This is a genomic window from Bacillus vallismortis, assembly GCF_004116955.1.
Taxonomy (GTDB): domain Bacteria; phylum Bacillota; class Bacilli; order Bacillales; family Bacillaceae; genus Bacillus; species Bacillus vallismortis.
On the sequence record NZ_CP026362.1, the window covers coordinates 2,868,315 to 2,885,704 of the forward strand.

18 protein-coding genes and 1 pseudogene are annotated in these 17,390 nt (G+C 42.4%); 4 read left to right on the forward strand and 15 right to left on the reverse strand.

Going from position 1 to position 17,390, the window contains the following annotated elements; all coding sequences use genetic code 11:
* The first annotated feature begins 291 nt into the window (after positions 1-291).
* Entirely contained in the window at positions 292-1,305 is a 1,014-nt protein-coding gene (locus BV11031_RS15125; protein WP_129550786.1) for a potassium channel family protein, read from the forward strand.
* Positions 1,306-1,342: 37 nt separating this feature from the next.
* On the opposite strand, the gene BV11031_RS15130 is transcribed toward BV11031_RS15125, so the two are convergent.
* The 9 genes and pseudogenes from BV11031_RS15130 to groES form a co-directional block, all read right to left on the reverse strand.
* A complete protein-coding gene (locus BV11031_RS15130; protein WP_010327775.1) occupies positions 1,343-2,299 on the reverse strand; it encodes an SPFH domain-containing protein in 957 nt (318 codons plus the stop codon).
* Positions 2,300-2,330: 31 nt separating this feature from the next.
* The gene (locus BV11031_RS15135; RefSeq protein ID WP_010327776.1) at positions 2,331-3,101 is read right to left on the reverse strand and encodes a TPM domain-containing protein; all 771 of its coding nucleotides are present in this window, start codon (positions 3,099-3,101) and stop codon (positions 2,331-2,333) included.
* Positions 3,101-4,126 (reverse strand): TFIIB-type zinc ribbon-containing protein, encoded by a 1,026-nt coding sequence (locus BV11031_RS15140; protein ID WP_010327777.1) that lies wholly within the window; start codon positions 4,124-4,126, stop codon positions 3,101-3,103. Before BV11031_RS15140 ends, BV11031_RS15135 begins: the two co-directional genes overlap by 1 nt.
* Before the next feature lie 65 nt (positions 4,127-4,191).
* Positions 4,192-4,875: a PspA/IM30 family protein gene (locus BV11031_RS15145; RefSeq protein ID WP_010327778.1), complete on the reverse strand. Its 684-nt coding sequence runs from the start codon at positions 4,873-4,875 to the stop codon at positions 4,192-4,194.
* A gap of 209 nt (positions 4,876-5,084) precedes the next feature.
* On the reverse strand, positions 5,085-6,047 hold the full coding sequence (locus tag BV11031_RS15150) for a carbohydrate kinase family protein (protein WP_026014413.1): 963 nt from the start codon (positions 6,045-6,047) through the stop codon (positions 5,085-5,087).
* A gap of 343 nt (positions 6,048-6,390) precedes the next feature.
* A complete protein-coding gene (locus BV11031_RS22965) occupies positions 6,391-7,080 on the reverse strand; it encodes an alpha/beta hydrolase (protein ID WP_121643711.1) in 690 nt (229 codons plus the stop codon).
* A 144-nt stretch (positions 7,081-7,224) separates the two neighbouring features.
* Positions 7,225-7,563, reverse strand: a pseudogene (locus tag BV11031_RS22970) (abhydrolase domain-containing 18); the annotation flags it as partial.
* A 564-nt stretch (positions 7,564-8,127) separates the two neighbouring features.
* A complete protein-coding gene (gene groL, locus BV11031_RS15165) occupies positions 8,128-9,765 on the reverse strand; it encodes a chaperonin GroEL (protein ID WP_010327782.1) in 1,638 nt (545 codons plus the stop codon).
* Positions 9,766-9,811: 46 nt separating this feature from the next.
* Positions 9,812-10,096: a co-chaperone GroES gene (gene groES / locus BV11031_RS15170; protein ID WP_003155970.1), complete on the reverse strand. Its 285-nt coding sequence runs from the start codon at positions 10,094-10,096 to the stop codon at positions 9,812-9,814.
* A gap of 238 nt (positions 10,097-10,334) precedes the next feature.
* Here groES and BV11031_RS15175 point away from each other — a divergent pair, with 238 nt between their 5' ends.
* Together BV11031_RS15175 and BV11031_RS15180 are read left to right on the forward strand one after the other, a co-directional pair.
* Positions 10,335-11,069, forward strand: a complete 735-nt coding sequence (locus tag BV11031_RS15175) for a CPBP family intramembrane glutamic endopeptidase (protein ID WP_010327783.1) — start codon at positions 10,335-10,337, stop codon at positions 11,067-11,069.
* Positions 11,066-11,257: a YdiK family protein gene (locus BV11031_RS15180; protein ID WP_003225680.1), complete on the forward strand. Its 192-nt coding sequence runs from the start codon at positions 11,066-11,068 to the stop codon at positions 11,255-11,257. The genes BV11031_RS15175 and BV11031_RS15180 overlap by 4 nt, the downstream gene beginning before the upstream one ends.
* Before the next feature lie 229 nt (positions 11,258-11,486).
* Here the strand turns inward: BV11031_RS15180 and tatC are convergent, their stop codons facing one another.
* From tatC to moaC, 4 genes are read right to left on the reverse strand one after another with little or no spacing between them, the layout of a single operon-like run.
* Positions 11,487-12,254 carry a twin-arginine translocase subunit TatC gene (gene tatC, locus BV11031_RS15190; protein WP_082246269.1) on the reverse strand — a complete coding sequence of 256 codons (768 nt, stop codon included), beginning with the start codon at positions 12,252-12,254 and terminating at the stop codon, positions 11,487-11,489.
* A 6-nt stretch (positions 12,255-12,260) separates the two neighbouring features.
* A complete protein-coding gene (gene tatAY / locus BV11031_RS15195) occupies positions 12,261-12,434 on the reverse strand; it encodes a sec-independent protein translocase protein TatAY (RefSeq protein WP_010327785.1) in 174 nt (57 codons plus the stop codon).
* Positions 12,435-12,455: 21 nt separating this feature from the next.
* Entirely contained in the window at positions 12,456-13,103 is a 648-nt protein-coding gene (locus BV11031_RS15200) for a redox-sensing transcriptional repressor Rex (protein WP_010327786.1), read from the reverse strand.
* Positions 13,100-13,612, reverse strand: a complete 513-nt coding sequence (gene moaC, locus BV11031_RS15205; protein ID WP_010327787.1) for a cyclic pyranopterin monophosphate synthase MoaC — start codon at positions 13,610-13,612, stop codon at positions 13,100-13,102. The genes BV11031_RS15200 and moaC overlap by 4 nt, the downstream gene beginning before the upstream one ends.
* Positions 13,613-13,737: 125 nt before the next feature.
* Here moaC and BV11031_RS15210 point away from each other — a divergent pair, with 125 nt between their 5' ends.
* The gene (locus BV11031_RS15210; RefSeq protein ID WP_010327788.1) at positions 13,738-15,666 is read left to right on the forward strand and encodes an ABC-F family ATP-binding cassette domain-containing protein; all 1,929 of its coding nucleotides are present in this window, start codon (positions 13,738-13,740) and stop codon (positions 15,664-15,666) included.
* Between the two features lie 226 nt (positions 15,667-15,892).
* On the opposite strand, the gene tsaD is transcribed toward BV11031_RS15210, so the two are convergent.
* Both tsaD and rimI read right to left on the reverse strand, forming a co-directional pair.
* Positions 15,893-16,933, reverse strand: coding sequence for a tRNA (adenosine(37)-N6)-threonylcarbamoyltransferase complex transferase subunit TsaD (tsaD, locus tag BV11031_RS15215; RefSeq protein ID WP_010327789.1), 1,041 nt, complete (start codon positions 16,931-16,933; stop codon positions 15,893-15,895).
* Positions 16,926-17,381 carry a ribosomal protein S18-alanine N-acetyltransferase gene (rimI, locus tag BV11031_RS15220; protein ID WP_010327790.1) on the reverse strand — a complete coding sequence of 152 codons (456 nt, stop codon included), beginning with the start codon at positions 17,379-17,381 and terminating at the stop codon, positions 16,926-16,928. Before rimI ends, tsaD begins: the two co-directional genes overlap by 8 nt.
* Positions 17,382-17,390 lie beyond the last annotated feature (9 nt).

Here is a 17,390-nt window from a genome sequence, read left to right on the forward strand (position 1 = left end):
AACGCTTTCAGTCAATATAAATTTCTGAAAATTTTTAACCTATCCACTGAAAAATCATCAATTCAAGGGGAAAATGAACTTTTTTCTATGTGAAAATGAGGCAATCTCGTAATAGTTCCTGTGAGTTTCTGTTTATCCGCTCTCAACGACAGGATGAGTAACTGTTGGGTAACTTCTTCTGTTTTTCTATTCTTCAATGACTTTCTTATCAAACATGGGAACAATTGTTTCAGACTGAAGGTAAAAGGAAATAGAAAAGAAAAGATGGCTGGTTAAGAGGAGGCAACAAAATTGAATGAGGTTTATGTCATTGCAGGCCTTTTGTTGTTAACAGCAGGGATGATTGATTTTTTATGGACCACATTATGGTTAGAGAGCGGCGCAGGCCCGATCACCAGATGTTTGTCAGCATGGCTGTGGAAAGGCTTTCGCAAAATCAGTGGAGACAACGCAAAGGTTCTCAGCACGGCAGGCCCTCTGCTGTTATGCCTGACGTTAGTGATATGGATCATTTTATTTTGGGGCGGGTGGTTTTTGATTTTCTCAAGTGCCCCCCACTCACTCATGGACACTCAATCGAAAGAACCGGCGTCCTGGTCAGACCGAATTTATTTTACCGGTTATGTCATGTTTACATTAGGGAATGGCGACCTCGCACCGAACGGAGACCTATGGAAGCTCATCACGGTCATAGAAACCGCTCATGGCCTGCTGACCATCACATTTTCTGTTACCTATTTGATTTCCGTATTAAGTGCCGTTAATCAGAAGCGCTCATTTGCCCAAAGTGTATTAAGCGTGGGGCGTGACGGAACTGAAATTGTACAGAATGCATGGAACGGCAAAGATTTTCACGACATTGATTTTCTTCTTGTCACGATCTCATCAGATCTGGGAAAGCTGACCGCTCAGCATTACGCCTTCCCTATCCTTCATTTTTACCATAGCACGCAGCGCCAGGAATCATCCATTATAGCTGTCACTGTATTGGATGAAGCATTAACCATTTTGAAATACGGCATTCCTGAACAATATCAGCCAAACCAGCTTCACATCAAAGAAACCCGCTCAAGCATTAAAAACTACTTGGATACCGTTCATAACGCCTATATCCATTCAGCGGAACAAGCGCCGCCGGAACCAGACATCACAAAGCTTCAACAAAAAGGCATAGCCACTTTATCAAAGCAAACATTCCAAACGGCTATCCAATCTTTACAGGAACGGCGTCAATTGCTGCTGGGCATTGTCCAAGCCGGTGCCCGAAAATGGCCTGTTCAGGGGCAGTCAATGGATCACACCTAAAAAAGTCCGGAGTATTAGATCACTCCGGACTTGATTCTTATACAAGTTTCTGGCCGCAATTCGGGCAAAAATTGGCTTCGCCGGTTTTTGTTCCGCAGTTCGGACAGAAATTCGGTTTATTCCCGTTGCCTGATGGCTGTGCCTGCTGGTTCTGATTCATTTGATTCATCATTTGATTGGCCATATTCATTCCCATCATCATTCCAGCCATATCGGAAGCCGCTCCGCCTCCGCTCATTTTTCCGGATGCCATTCCATCCGTCATTGATAGTTGCTGATATTTGTTCACATCCCCAACCATACCGTAGGAAGCGTTCTTCGTAATCATATCCTGAACCTCTTGAGGATAATTAAAGCTCATGATCTGAAAACCAGTGATCGTCATTCCGTCGCCGATTAGTTGCATATCTAAGTCTTCTTGAATTCCCTTCGCAATGTCAAAAGCGTTGGCTTGGAGATTAAACATATCCTTCCCTTCTCTTGTGATCCACTTCATGAGAAGCTGATCCAGAATAGAAGTGATCCGAATTTTAATATCCTCAACAAAATATTGATCCTTCACGCCAGCGATTTTATCAATCAGCCTGATATAGTCCTGCACCTTCACATGAAAAGTGCCGTTTGCGCGGATCGGCATCCCGCCAGGCATTCCCGCGGCCGGAATATGTATCGCCTGCTTTGTTCCCCATCTCACGGTAAATTCCTTCGTATTGACAAACAGCACCTCGGCGCGCATGCCGCTGTTAAACCCAAATGTAAAGCCCTTTAATGTTGAAAGGAATGGAATAATTTCTGATTCAATATCATAATCGCCATCATCTTGAAAAATCCCTTCAATCCTGCCATTGCTCAAAAAGACGGCATCCTGTCCAGGACGAATGATTAAACGGCTCCCTTTTTTGATTTCACGATTGTTCCATTTATAAAAAATCATATCATCTCTAAATTCTTCCCACTCTACTACATTCGCTAATTGATTTCTGAAAAACGACATTACGCCTCTCCCTTTCTCTAATTCTTACCTTTTAGAAACTGCCGCGGCTTCCGCTGTATGACGTGCCGCCTTTCGTAACACCGCCACCGCCACCGCCGCCGCTGTCTTTGTCTGATGGTTTTCTTTCTCTAGTTACAGTCGTTCTGATATAAGTGTCATATTGATCAATCACATCGGACGTACGATGATCCATATATGTATTCCCATTAACCGTTACTTTTCCACCCGCATGATAAAGCATGATGGAAACCGCGATGCCTCCGACTGCGATGGCAGCAATCAGCTGAAACCACCAAGCAAAGAACACGCTGTCGGGATTGATTCCCGGTTTTATGCCCATACCTTTATAGGAAAGCTGAATATATGTTTGAAAAGCGTTGAAATAATCTTCATTTGATAAATCAGATGAAATCGTATTTCTGATGCTGTTTAGTCTGCTGTTGTCCAGATACTTTTCAGCTTTTTGGTAGCCCGAGATGTATACTTCTCGATCCGCCATATCAACCGTTAAAATAGCTGTACTCCCTTTTCCGTAACGATCATAAAAATCGCCGGCATAATCGGCAATATCTTCACCGTTTGTGCTTTTTGTCGTAATAATGATGAAATCAGTGTCCCTCTTTGCACCCAGCTCCGCTGAGAGAGATTCAAGTTTTCCGATTTCTGCTTTTGTTAACAGATGGGCATGGTCATATACATGCTGCTGTGATTCAGAAGCTCTCACCGCTTCGAACCCGAGTAAAGGCATCACCACGAAGACAGCCAGCACAACAAAAATCGCTTTCCCTAAAAATCCCCGCATCAAAATCCGCCTCCCATCATCCATGAGACGAGCTTCAATGCAAAAAATGTCCCGCCTGCAATTCCGCTAAACCATGCCGCCACTTTTCCTGAACTGATCGGCGGCTTTCCGACAACCTTTCCCGTTTGCCCGTTCATCGCAAAGATGTGCTCTGCTCTTTCATAATCGTAGCTGACCATCCAAACGGGAAGCAAAACATAAAAGCTGTTCACATTCTTCGTTTGAATATGTTTGTCCCTTACATTAACTGACGTATATCCGGAAAAAGTAGAATGGATGTATGAATCAATAAAACTGCTGATTTTCTCTTTTGCCCTAGGAAAAAGCTCTTCATCGGTATAATTATATTTTTCAGCAATATAACCGGCCAAATATGCCGTTTGAAAGTCCTTCAGCTGATCGTATGAATAAGGCTCCAACTTGTCCATTAATTCATCATTCATTTTTTCAGAGGCATCGACAGGGATTTTCAAATAATCGAGATTAATATCACGAAACGCTTCAAAGTGCTCCGTTTCTGTGCGAATATAATCTCCTTCATCATACCGATGGACTCTGGTACAGTTCGCTTTCACCTGTACTTCACTATTTAAATCGAACATCCAAAACGGGATATACATGCCGGTGATGCTTTTAATGCGATCGGCTGACATGAAACCTTTTGGTGTCAAAAGGCCTTTTTTGCACCACTTTCGAAATGCCTGCTCCGCTTCTTGTTTGCTGATTGTAAATGGAATGACCTTCGCCGGCGCCAAATGGCCAGATAAACGATCAGCAAGTATAGCCGCACCTCCGCAAAAGCTGCACGTCGTTGCTGTCGTTTCAGCTTCCGTGATCAAAACAGCGCCGCAGTTTTCACATTGATATTCCTTTGCTTCATCATCAGAAAACCGCGCCGCAATGTTTTCTTTCGGAAGGCTTTCAATATTGTCCTGTCTTCCGCAGCTGCCGCAGGATAACGAACCGGATTCACTGTCAAATGCCATATCACTGCCGCAATTCGGACACTTATAAGATATTATCATTACTGTTCCCTCTCACATCTTATGTTGAAATGGTGCCGCAGCCGAAAGCTGCGGCCTCCTATGTATTATTTATCAAGCATCATTTTCGCTTTTAACGACGCAAGTTCATCATCTACCTGACTTGAACCGGCAGTTTCATACTTAGCAGTCAGATCAGCAATATCATCCTGCGGAGCGCTGTTCAATTCAGCCATCGCATTCGCCTGATCAAGCGCCTGATTTACTTTATCCTCCATTCGGCCGAATGCAGACACTGATTGGCTTGTATTCGAAACAGAAGCGCCAAGCTTGTTCATTCTTTCTTGCGTTTTCGCTACTGCCCACTTCGCCTTGATCATCTTTTTGCGTGCTTCCAGCTCTCCAATGTCAGAAACGAGTTTGTCATGCATCTTTCTCATTTGTGCGGCATTGGCTGCAGCCATTTGATTCGCCGTCTGCAGCTCAGAAAGCTTTGATTCCAAAGATGCTTTTCTTTCAAGGAATGTTCTCGCATCGCCCTCATTCCCCGCTTGCAGGGCCTTCATCGCATAGCTTTCCATCTTTTCCATGTCTGTCTGGCACTCATGACATTCTCTTTTTGTCCTTTTCTCCTCAGCCATAACAGCTGCAGTTTCCGCTTTTACCTTAGATAAATCACTGTTCATGTTTCTTAAATATTGGTCTGCCATTTTCTCTGGATTTTCAGCTTTGTCCAACAAAGCATTGATATTGGCCGACATAATATCTTTGAATCTTCCAATGATACTCATAATGTCGTTTCCTCCTAAATCTATCTAATAAATGAAACCCTTATAAATATACTATTTATTACCGTTAAAAGTTTCATTTTTTTAATAAAAAATGACATTTCAAAAGAAAAATACATAACTTTTTACCTGAAATGTAATGTTTCGGTGCAACATATAAAAAAGGATGCCTCCCAAAAGTCCAAAGACTTTCAAGAAACATCCTCAATATTTTATAGAGAACCTTCAAGCTCTTTCATGCTGGGCAACGCATCAATCGCTCCAATTTTCGTGCACACAAGAGCGCCCACCTTATTGGCAAACGATACAATGTCCCGCAGCTTCGCAAAATCAGCATCTACAGATTGAATCTGATCCGTGTTGGCCAATTGATATAAGACCGCGCCGACAAAAGCATCCCCTGCTCCTGTTGAGTCAATTGATGTAACCGGAATACTCGGAATGACTTCTTTCTCCTTCCCATTCGAAAGAAAAGTCCCGCTTTTCCCAAGTGTCACAGCAACCATTTTCGCTCCGATCTCATGAAGAATCGCCACGCCCTCTTCATGACCCTTCGCACCGCTGATGATCTCCAGCTCCTCGTCACTGACTTTCACAACATCACTTACAGCAATCGCCCTTTTTGCGACACTGACAAACTCCGACATTCTCCCCTTCCACAAATCCTCACGATAGTTAGGATCGAACGAAATAAACTGCCCATTGTCTTTCGCAATCGACATCAGCTGCAAATAGGCTGAGCAAAACGGATCTGATAACAATGCCGTCGCTGAGCCGAAATGAAGGATTTTCGCTTCGTTTACTTTATCCTGGTCAATATCCTCCAGCGTAAACAAAGCGTCCGCGCCTCTATTAAAAACAAAATCACGCTCCCCATTTTGCTTTAACGAAACAAACGCAAGCGTTGTAGGCGCTTTCTCATCCATGACCAGCATGGAAGTATCCACCTGTGCGGCGTCTAATGTTTGCTTCAGAAAATACCCAAACGGATCCATGCCTACTTTTCCGCTGAAAGCAGCGTCTCCGCCCAGCTTGGCAATGGCCGCCGACACATTCGCCGGTGCACCCCCGGCACTTTTCAAGAAATGGCGCCCTTCCATTAAATCAACATCCACATCGGTACAAAAGAAATCAATTAACAATTCCCCAATACAAACAACAGATTGACTACTCATATGATCACACTCATTTATATATGATAGATTACAGTTTCAGTATATTACTTTCTGCCATAAATACAAGCGTTTACATTGAATATTACAAATTTTATATATATGTAGCTTGCAGATCTTTGTTCCAGCTCAGAGATGATGATTTCATATCTTTTTTCCGTAATCCCTATATATCTAAGAGTTATTTCCGGGTATACATGGTTTAAAATCATTTGAAACTGAGCCTCTCCTAAACGAAAGCCCCGTCCTTTACCGAAGGGACTTTTTTTGACTTTTATAAACTTATTAATATAAAAAAGGTAGCATTACTTGGTATCTTTATTAAGAAATTCATTTCATTTAAGGTCTACAAATATACTGAACTAGTTTTTTCCTTATATATCTTTTCTCGTATAAAGGAAAGCGTATCACTTGCCAGCTTTTTACGACAAAGAACAATACCTGAATGACCACAATTGTAGACATATCTTGTGGGTTTCCCCCAGCTTTCCCATAAATAATCTGCATCTTTTAAGTCAATATACTGATCATGTTTAGCAGAAATCAGCAGAATGTTATCTTTATTCACTTTCGGCAAGGCTTGACTAGGATCTGTGATCTTCCAATATTTTATTAAATCTTCATAGATCACACCATTTTGTTCTAATTCTTCTCTTATGTATTTACCTGGGATCGTGTTCCATATCGAATAAGAAAGGCGATTGGCATAAAAGATGGATACCATTACATCAATTTGAGATTCTAGGGTAGCAATTAGATTAGTGACCCATCCTCCTAAGCTTACTCCCACTATGATAACAGGGCCTTTTTTATTTGCTTTTATCCAATGAATGAACGCTCGTAAATCTACAACGGCCTGTCTTGACGATTCAATTGTACGCTCAATATTTGCACTAATCATCAATTCTCCACTATACAGGGAATTTTCCGGTTCTCTTTCAAAATGGTATGGAAGAGAATGATAATACATGTTCCAGCCTAAATCGTTTAAAATACGATTATGAAATATTTTTTTGATCCTATTGTACGAATCCATGCGCCAGCCGTGTACAAAGATGACATTGGGTTGATCTATATCATCGTCGTTTACAAAAAACTCCCCTTCTAAAGTATCATTAACAGGATTTCCAGATTGAAGTAAGGATTCATAACTAAATGTTCCAACCCTATAATTTTTTTTAGATTCATTCAAATCAATTGAAACATCAGCTATATCTGCAGTGTAAAATTCCTCTCTATCATCTACATCGGCTTTAAAAGCAGCAGAAAAATGTTTATCTTTGCTTCTTTTTCTATGTAAATCATATAAAGCCAAACGATCTATCATTTTTGAGAAATGCACGATTAAGTCCTCCTTGATAATCATAAAAAAATTAATATCAGAGTTGATAATTGGGTTGTCTGTCTCCATAAAGTAGGAACTGATTTTATCATGATGTTGCTGAAAGAATCTAACTCCATCGATAAGGGATTTTTGGGGATCAGATGTCATTATTCTGTGGCTCTTTATATTTAACATAAAAAGACGATTTCCTTATTCAAGGAAAACATCGTCTTTTAGTAGCTATAAAAGCAAAACAAATAGACATTTTAACAGGATTTCTCTTTTACAGGACTTTCTTAGAGGAAACCGTATAAGAGTGTTGGTGGCACTATTTAGATAAACTGGGTCTTTTTTTGTCGTACGACAGTATACCAATATGGTCTCCTGTCTGCAATAAACAGAGAGGTAACAACAGTTTAAACAAATAATTTTCAAACCCTTTTATAAACATAACAGCAACGCAGTTTAATGAAGTTACAGTAAGCCGTTTGTCAAAGAAGACGTAAGCAGGAACCAGAATTTTGTATTTTGGTCAATTGAATAATCCATATGGGGGTTGCCTACCGTTTAACAAAACAATTGAAAATCGATATAGAACAGTGCTCAAAAAATCAAACCACAATAGACAGAAAAAAAAGCCTCTCACAAGTTCAATGAACTCATGAGAAGCCTCGAAAATCTATAAATGGCACCAAATGGGCATCAAAAATGACGTCCGTTGCCGACAAACCCTTGTTTAACAAGAGTTTTTTGTCGGTTTTACATCATGCCGCCCATACCGCCCATGCCGCCCATATCAGGCATACCAGCACCGCCGCCGGCATTCTCTTCTGGCTTGTCAGCGACAACGGCTTCAGTTGTTAACAACATAGCCGCTACAGACGCAGCGTTTTGCAGTGCAGAACGTGTCACTTTTGTTGGGTCAACGATACCTTTTTCAATCATGTTTACCCATTCGCCAGTTGCAGCGTTGAAGCCTACGCCGATTTCTTCGTTTTTCAGGCGCTCAACGATGACAGATCCTTCAAGACCTGCATTGTGCGCGATTTGACGAATTGGCTCTTCAAGCGCGCGAAGCACGATGTTGATACCTGTTTGAGCATCGCCTTCAGCTTCAACTGCAGCGACTTTGTTATATACGTTGACAAGCGCTGTACCACCACCGGATACGATGCCTTCTTCAACAGCTGCGCGAGTGGAGTTCAGGGCGTCTTCGATGCGAAGTTTACGCTCTTTCAGCTCAGTTTCAGTCGCAGCGCCCACTTTGATGACAGCTACGCCGCCAGCAAGTTTCGCAAGACGCTCTTGTAATTTTTCTCTGTCGAATTCAGAAGTTGTTTCTTCCACTTGAGCGCGGATTTGCGTCACGCGGGCAGAAATTTTGTCTGATTCGCCAGAGCCTTCAACGATTGTTGTGTTTTCTTTTGTAACTACAACTTTAGAAGCGCGTCCCAATTGTGTGATTTCAGTCGATTTCAGGTCAAGGCCAAGATCCTCTGTGATGACTTCTCCGCCAGTAAGGACAGCGATGTCTTCAAGCATTGCTTTACGGCGGTCACCGAAGCCAGGAGCTTTAACAGCAACTGCGTTGAATGTGCCGCGAAGTTTGTTCACAACAAGTGTTGCAAGCGCTTCGCCTTCAACATCCTCAGCGATCAGAAGCAATGGTTTGCCTTGCTGAACAACCTGCTCAAGCACAGGAAGGATTTCTTGAATGTTTGTGATTTTTTTGTCTGTGATTAAGATGTAAGGATTGTCTAGAACCGCTTCCATCTTATCAGAGTCAGTTACCATGTAAGGAGACGCATACCCGCGGTCGAATTGCATACCTTCCACAACTTCAAGCTCAGTTGTGAAGCCTTTTGACTCTTCGATTGTGATAACGCCGTCGTTTCCTACGCGCTCCATTGCTTCAGCGATAAGGCTTCCAACTTCCTCATCAGCAGCAGAGATCGCAGCAACCTGAGCGATAGACTCTTTGCCTTCGATCGGTTTAGAGATTTCTTTCAGGTTTTCGATCGCAACGTTTACAGCTTGTTCCATACCTTTACGCACGCCTACAGGGTTAGCGCCCGCTGTTACGTTTTTAAGGCCTTCACGGATCATTGCTTGCGCAAGAACTGTTGCAGTTGTTGTACCGTCACCGGCAACGTCGTTTGTTTTGCTGGCTACTTCAGCAACAAGCTTAGCACCCATGTTTTCAAACGCGTCTTCAAGCTCGATTTCTTTTGCGATTGTTACACCGTCATTTGTGATTAACGGAGAACCGAATTTTTTCTCTAGAACCACGTTGCGTCCTTTTGGTCCTAAAGTTACTTTTACAGCATCAGCAAGTGCATCGACACCACGAAGCATTGCGCGGCGAGCTTCTTCACTAAACTTAATATCTTTTGCCATGTTTACAAGACCTCCTCGAATTTTTAAGTAGTTGTTTATTTAAGAATTAGCCGATAACAGCTAAAATGTCGCTTTCACGTAAGATTAAGTATTCAGTACCTTCGTATTTCACTTCAGTACCTGCGTATTTTGAGAAGATAATGCGGTCGCCCTCTTTTACTTCTAAAGCAACGCGCTCTCCGCTTTCTAACACGCGACCTGAACCAGCTGCCACGATTTTGCCTTCTTGCGGTTTTTCTTTTGCAGAATCCGGCAACACAATTCCGCTGGCAGTTTTTTCTTCAGATTCTACGAGTTCAATGACAACGCGATCACCTAATGGCTTTAACAATGTAATAACCTCCTCAATAGTATGAATATGTAATTTTAGCACTCAGCTCTAAAGAGTGCTAACACAGTTATTATAATAAAGAATCTCACTTCCAATTTCAAGTGATAAGATAAAAAATTTTCACGCTTTCATGATTCTTTTCGAGCCCCTCATCCCTTAGCTTTTTCACCCTCCGTTCCGATTATGTTACAATAGCTGTAGATGAATGAAACCCATTTAACAAAGGAGTACATACCATTTGAGAAAACAGTATTGGTTTATTATTTTGACATACATCGTCATGCAGTTTTCCGCATTAATCGGGATTCCATTGTTATATAAATTCGGTTATGCCGGAGGACAGCCTACCAAGGAGAATATGTTGCACGCACAAGGATTATGGTCCGTCATCAGCTTTATCGCCTGTCTCGTTGTCGTTCTGCTCATTCTGAGAACGGCTCCAAAAACAACACTGCGAAACGGCCGGAAAGACTCCGTCGGGCTTTCTATCCTGTGGGCGATAGCCGGTTTTTTCATTGCCCTTTTCTCTCAAGGAATAGCAGGCTCTATAGAATATTATGTATTCGGCATTGGAAGAGAATCAGAAAATACTCAAGCCATTCTGAAAGTCATTCAGGCAGTTCCGCTCATGATGATCGTTTCTTCTATCGTCGGGCCAATATTAGAAGAAATTATCTTCAGAAAAATCATTTTCGGCGCGCTTTATGAAAAAACGAATTTCTTTTTTGCAGGACTGCTCAGCTCGATTATTTTCGGTATTGTTCACGCTGATTTGAAACACCTTCTTCTTTATACAGCAATGGGCTTTACCTTTGCCTTCTTGTATGCCAGAACAAAACGGATATGGGTGCCGATTTTCGCCCATGTCATGATGAATACGTTTGTCGTTATCATGCAGCTTGAGCCTGTTCAGAAGTATCTTGAACAGCAGAGCACACAAATGCAATTGATTATTGGAGGATTATTTTCATGAGAAACCCGGTCGTTTGGGGAATGATCTATTTTGCCGTAGGGTGCATCTTTACTTATCTTGCCGCAAGCTCGCCAGGCAGCATGTGGTCATTCTACTCCATCCTGCTGATGGTGTTCGCCGCCTACAACATCAGCATTTCATTTAAGATGTTCGCCTTTTCATTTAAAATCAAAAAGAACCAGAAATAAAGAAAACCCATTTCTCGGAGAGAAATGGATTCGAAATTAAATCCTAAAACGGTTTTCGTTTTAGGATTTTGTCATTTTTCAGCGTGATTGAGAACCCTTGAAGCCTAGGAAAAGCGAGCATTGGAGCGGAGCGAATGTTTTAATTCGTGAGCACCAACGCACAGGCTTGACAACGAATGCGAGGGTTTGTCAACACGCTGAATCCATTTCTCACATGAGAAATGGATTTTTATGATTGCCCGGAAGACACGTCCTGATCGGAAGCGCTGCTTTTCTGCGCTTTCCGATAAGCGGCCCTCGATATCAAAATACTGATTTCATATAAGATCAAAAGCGGAACAGTGACCATCATATGAGACAAAAGCTCAGGAGGCGTAATCAAGGCAGCGATCACAAGCAGCACAAAATACGCATACTTTCTGACCTTCGCTAAGAACATCGGAGTCACAATTCCAAGCCTGGTCAAAAACATGAGGATGACCGGCATTTGAAACAATAAGCCGAACGGAATTGTCAGCTGCAGGAGAAAGTGAAAATACTCATTAATTCCGATCACCTGATTGACATTCAAGTCTTGAGAGATTCGCTTCATAAAATCAACCACAAAAGGAAATAAAATATAATATGAAAAGGATAAGCCCGCTAAAAACAGCAAAACAGAGATTGGAATGTAGCTGAGCGTCACTTTTCGCTCTTTCTCATAAAGGCCCGGGCTCACAAAAGCCCAAAGCTGATACAGAATCACCGGCGAGGTCAGGACAATTCCGATGATAAACGCGAATTGCATAAACACAAAAAGCGGGTCTGTCAGGTTAAACGCGTTAAGCGTCAGCTCTTTCGCCTCATCTGTTTCTTGCAGATATACAATAATCGGCTTCGCTAAAAAAAACCCTGCGATAAAGAAAACGACAAAGGCCAACGCCACAACCAGCAATCGTTTTCGAAGCTCAGCAATATGCTCCAGCAGCGACATTTGATTCACTTTCATTCTTGTCATCCTTACTTACTGATCTTCTTTCTTTTTTTCCTCTTCATCACTCGTTAATCCTTTAGTAGCGTTTTTGAATTCACGAAGTGTGTCTCCAGCTGCTTTCCCCAGTTCAGGCAGCTTTTTGGGACCGAAGATAATCAAAGCAATGATTGCGATAACAGCAAGGCTTCCAGGACCGATCGGCATATGTGGGCTCCTCCTTTCCCTCTATTCGATTTCCTCCAAAACTGAATAATGCTTTAAGAAATAGACAAGTGACTGAAGCTCTACAGCTAAATCTATATGGTGAATTCGAATGTGGTCCGGCACATTCAAACGGGCCGGCGTAAAATTAAGAATACCCTTTATCCCTAACGCGACTAATCTGTCTGTAATGGGCTGAGCGGCAACTGCTGGCACTGTTAGAATGGCAACTGATTCATCTTTTACATACTGTTCAAGGTCATTAAGATTATAGACGGGCACACCGCCTACCTCAGTTCCTATTTTACTCTCATTTATATCAAAAGCCATAGAAATTTTTGTGTTATTATTTTTTGTGAAATTATAGTGAAGAAATGCCGTTCCCAAGTTCCCGACACCAATCAAGATGACATCTGTCATTTCATCCTGATCAAGCGTTTTGCGGAAAAAAGACAGCAAATAATCCACGTTATATCCATATCCTTTTTTGCCAAGAGCTCCAAAATAGGAAAAATCCCTGCGAATCGTGGCGGAATCAACCTTTACGGCATCACTGAGTTCAGCGGAAGATACACGCTGTTTTCCTGACGCATGCAGGTTCTTTAAAAAGCGATAGTAGAGCGGCAGCCGTTTTGCCGTCGCCTGCGGAATTTTTGATTGATCCTTATTCATTTTTGGTCCTCCACATTATACTCGGATAGTTCTCTTTTAAAGTCACCGTTTTTCCCGCCTGTCTTTTCAAGCAAGAAAGTAGGGCCGATGACCATCCCTTTATCAAGAGCCTTGCACATATCGTAAACAGTAAGAGCGCACACCGATGCAGAAGTGAGCGCTTCCATTTCCACACCTGTACTCCCTTTCGTTTTGACCTGTGCTTTTATATGAAGTATAACTTCTGTTTCTTTTATTTTCCAGTCAAACGATATGTCTACCCCGCTCAGTGATAGCGGATGGCACATCGGAATGATATTGGACGTTTGCTTTGCGGCCATAATGCCTGCCACCTGCGAAACAGCCAATACATCTCCTTTACCGATATCGTGACTTTGTATTTTCTCGTACACTTCATGCTTCATGTGTACGCTTGAAACAGCCGCCGCAGTACGGACAGTCGAAGATTTTTCGCTGATATCCACCATCTGGGCTCGTCCCTGTTCATTAAAATGAGAAAATCCATTCATATTCAAACTCTCCTTAAAAAGATCATACACTATTTTCTTCTCTATGTCTTATTCGGCCAATGTATTGTTTGCTGACTTCTGATTGATAAGCTACACTTAACTTATTATAGCAGAGGTGAAATAATATGATGATCTTACAAGTTAATCAGCTGTCCAAATCATTTGGTGCTGATACTATTTTAAACAATATAAAGCTGGAAGTCAGAAATCGTGATCGCATTGCCATTGTTGGTCGAAATGGCGCGGGTAAATCCACGCTGCTTAAAATTATCGCAGGCCAGCTATCGTATGAAAAGGGCGAAATCATTAAACCGAAAGATATGACAATGGGATATCTCGCCCAGCATACGGGCTTGGATTCTAAGCTTACCATAAAAGAAGAGCTGCTGACTGTTTTTGACCACTTGAAAGCAATGGAAAAAGAAATGCGGACGATGGAAGAAAAAATGGCGGCAGCTGATCCGGATGAATTGGAAAGCATTATGAAAACCTATGACCGGCTTCAGCAGGAATTCAAAGATAAAGGCGGCTATCAATATGAAGCGGATGTCAGATCTGTGCTGCACGGCCTTGGTTTCAGCCATTTTGACGATTCTACACAGGTCCAAAGCCTGAGCGGAGGCCAGAAAACAAGGCTGGCCCTAGGTAAGCTTCTATTAACACAGCCCGATTTGCTCATTCTCGATGAGCCGACAAACCATCTGGATATTGACACACTAACCTGGCTTGAACATTATTTGCAAGGCTATTCAGGCGCCATTATGATCGTTTCGCATGACCGTTACTTTTTAGACAAAGTGGTAAACCAAGTGTACGAGGTATCAAGAGCTGAAAGCAAAAAATATCACGGCAACTACAGCGCTTATCTCGACCAAAAAGCCGCGCAATATGAAAAAGATCTGAAAGTATATGAAAAGCAGCAGGACGAAATCGCTAAGCTCCAAGACTTCGTAGACCGAAATCTGGCGAGAGCCTCTACCACAAAACGAGCGCAAAGCCGCAGAAAGCAGCTTGAGCGAATGGACGTCATGTCAAAACCGCTCGGCGATGAAAAATCCGCAAGCTTTCATTTTGATATTACAAAACAGAGCGGAAACGAAGTCTTGCGTGTTCAGGATCTCACAATCAGCTATGAAAACCAGCCTCCGCTTTTAACGGAAGTGTCGTTCATGCTCACAAGAGGAGAAAGCGCTGCGCTTGTCGGCCCTAACGGAATCGGTAAGTCGACATTGCTGAAAACATTAATGGACACCCTGAAGCCAGATCAAGGAACGATCTCATATGGGTCGAATGTCAGTGTCGGCTACTATGACCAGGAGCAGGCTGAGCTGACTTCCGCTAAACGTGTCCTTGATGAACTGTGGGATGAGTATCCGGGGCTTCCGGAGAAAGAAATCAGAACTTGTCTCGGAAACTTCTTATTTTCCGGAGATGATGTATTGAAACCCGTGCATTCATTAAGCGGGGGCGAAAAAGCAAGATTGGCCCTTGCTAAGCTGATGCTTCAAAAAGCGAATTTTCTCATTCTTGATGAACCGACAAACCATCTGGACTTAGATAGCAAAGAAGTCCTCGAAAACGCGCTGATTGATTATCCGGGCACACTGTTATTTGTCTCACATGACAGATATTTTATTAACAGAATCGCCACAAGAGTGTTTGAGCTTTCCTCAAACCATATAGAAGAGTATCTGGGAGATTACGATTATTATACGGAGAAAAAAACAGAACAGCTTGAACTGGAAAAAATGAATCAGCAAGAAGAAGCCGAAAAAACGCCTGCTTCGATAAAGTCTGACTCCAAACGTTCCTACGAAGAAGAAAAAGAATGGAAAAAGAAAGAACGACAACGGCTGCGGCGAATTGAAGAAATTGAAATCGCTGTTCAAACCATTGAAGAAAACATCAGCCGCAATGATGAATTGCTATGTGATCCGGAAGTCTATCAAGACCATGAAAAGGTACAAGCCATCCATGCTGACAACGAAAAGCTCAATCAGGAGCTGGAAACTCTTTTATCCGAATGGGAAGAACTATCCACAGAAGAAGATTAAAAAAAGTCAAGCACCTCTTTTTAGAGGTGCTTTTTATCCACAGAAAATAACCCTATAAAACAAATAAGTAAGCGTTTTATACACATTATCCACAAAATTTTCTGAATTCATCCACTTTATTAACAATGTCCTCAACCCTTTATCCATCGATACCTTCATAATTACTAACAGATATGTGGATAAATTGAGAATTATCTGTTAATAACAAATAAAAAGCCTCACTCCATTATGTCGTGAGACTTTGATAAGAAGTCAATTCAAGGCCAGGCTGGCCATTCATATCATATGCACCGCGAATTCCCTTCTCAAATGCAATAGTGCCAGCCGCAGCAATCATCGCAGCATTGTCCGTACACAATGCCAACGGAGGAATGACAAGCGCAATCCCTTCATGCTGGGCAAATTCCTTTTCTAGTGCAGCTCTGAGTCCTCTGTTTGCAGCTACTCCACCGGCTAAAAGGACCTGTTTCACATCATATTCCTTTGCCGCACGCGCCGTTTTCGTCACTAAGACATCAATCACGCTATTTTGGAAACTGGCAGACAAATCTTCCGGAGCAATCTCCTGCCCTTTTTGGGACGCATTATGAAGCGTATTGATCACCGCGGACTTCAACCCACTGAAGCTGAAATTGTATGAGCCTTCTTCGAGCCATGCGCGAGGAAGCGGAATATTGTCATTTCCTTTTTCGGCAAGCTTGTCAATTTGCGGTCCGCCCGGATATGGCAGTCCCATCGTTCGCGCCACTTTGTCATAAGCTTCTCCTGCTGCATCATCGAGCGTTTCCCCAATGACGTCAAATGATCCGTGTTCCTTCATATAAACCAATTCTGTATGGCCTCCTGAAACGACTAAAGCCAGTGCTGGAAATACAATGTCTTCTACAAGGCGATTCGCGTATATATGACCGGCTATATGATGGACGCCAATTAACGGAATGTTATGCGCAAAGCTCAATGCTTTAGCAGCGTTTACTCCGATAAGAAGCGCTCCCACAAGTCCCGGACCTTCAGTAACTGCAATCGCGTCAATTTCACTATACGTCATGTCAGCTTTACGAAAAGCCTCTTCTATGACCAAAGTAATTTGCTCAACATGATGTCTTGACGCAATTTCCGGAACAACGCCTCCAAAGCGCTTATGGCTATCAATTTGAGAAGCCACTACGTTCGAAATGATTTCTTTTCCGTTTTTTACGATAGCTGCCGCCGTTTCATCACAGCTTGTTTCAATTCCTAATACGTACGTCTCTTTTTGCTCACTCATTTATCGTCACCCACATAATTAACGCATCTTCCCCGTTATCAGTATAATAGTTCTTTCTTATTCCGCCGGGCTGCATCCCGAACTTTTTATATAAGCCTTGAGCAGGATGATTCGAAACCCTCACTTCAAGCGAAAGCCTCCTTGCATCTTTTTCTTTGCACAGTTCCACCGCTGAGCGAAAAAGCGTTTCTCCTAAAGACTGGCCTCGATACTCCGGCTTGATCGCGATATTTGTAATTTGGGCATCGTCCATCACAATCCAAATTCCGCAATACCCAGCAACATGGCCGTCCTTTTCAATCACGAAATAATGAGCATACGGATTTTCCAGCAGCTCATGATAAAAAGAATCCTTCGTCCAAGGAGACGTAAACGAGGATGTTTCGATTTCGTATACGTGATCAATATCATCAGGCCGCATGATTCTGACGGCTGCTTTTGTTTTCATCCTATCACC

Excerpts from the sequence above, each read along its gene's own strand:
- BV11031_RS15210 (WP_010327788.1), top strand. The coding sequence starts at position 13,738 with ATGATGATCTTACAAGTTAATCAGCTGTCCAAATCATTTGGTGCTGAT.
- BV11031_RS15145 (WP_010327778.1), bottom strand. The coding sequence starts at position 4,875 with ATGAGTATCATTGGAAGATTCAAAGATATTATGTCGGCCAATATCAAT.
- BV11031_RS15140 (WP_010327777.1), bottom strand. The coding sequence starts at position 4,126 with ATGATAATATCTTATAAGTGTCCGAATTGCGGCAGTGATATGGCATTT.
- BV11031_RS22965 (WP_121643711.1), bottom strand. The coding sequence starts at position 7,080 with ATGGATTCGTACAATAGGATCAAAAAAATATTTCATAATCGTATTTTA.
- BV11031_RS15180 (WP_003225680.1), top strand. The coding sequence starts at position 11,066 with ATGAGAAACCCGGTCGTTTGGGGAATGATCTATTTTGCCGTAGGGTGC.
- tatC (WP_082246269.1), bottom strand. The coding sequence starts at position 12,254 with ATGACAAGAATGAAAGTGAATCAAATGTCGCTGCTGGAGCATATTGCT.
- BV11031_RS15150 (WP_026014413.1), bottom strand. The coding sequence starts at position 6,047 with ATGAGTAGTCAATCTGTTGTTTGTATTGGGGAATTGTTAATTGATTTC.
- BV11031_RS15200 (WP_010327786.1), bottom strand. The coding sequence starts at position 13,103 with ATGAATAAGGATCAATCAAAAATTCCGCAGGCGACGGCAAAACGGCTG.
- rimI (WP_010327790.1), bottom strand. The coding sequence starts at position 17,381 with ATGAAAACAAAAGCAGCCGTCAGAATCATGCGGCCTGATGATATTGAT.
- moaC (WP_010327787.1), bottom strand. The coding sequence starts at position 13,612 with ATGAATGGATTTTCTCATTTTAATGAACAGGGACGAGCCCAGATGGTG.
- BV11031_RS15135 (WP_010327776.1), bottom strand. The coding sequence starts at position 3,101 with ATGCGGGGATTTTTAGGGAAAGCGATTTTTGTTGTGCTGGCTGTCTTC.
- tatAY (WP_010327785.1), bottom strand. The coding sequence starts at position 12,434 with ATGCCGATCGGTCCTGGAAGCCTTGCTGTTATCGCAATCATTGCTTTG.
- groL (WP_010327782.1), bottom strand. The coding sequence starts at position 9,765 with ATGGCAAAAGATATTAAGTTTAGTGAAGAAGCTCGCCGCGCAATGCTT.
- BV11031_RS15130 (WP_010327775.1), bottom strand. The coding sequence starts at position 2,299 with ATGTCGTTTTTCAGAAATCAATTAGCGAATGTAGTAGAGTGGGAAGAA.
- tsaD (WP_010327789.1), bottom strand. The coding sequence starts at position 16,933 with ATGAGTGAGCAAAAAGAGACGTACGTATTAGGAATTGAAACAAGCTGT.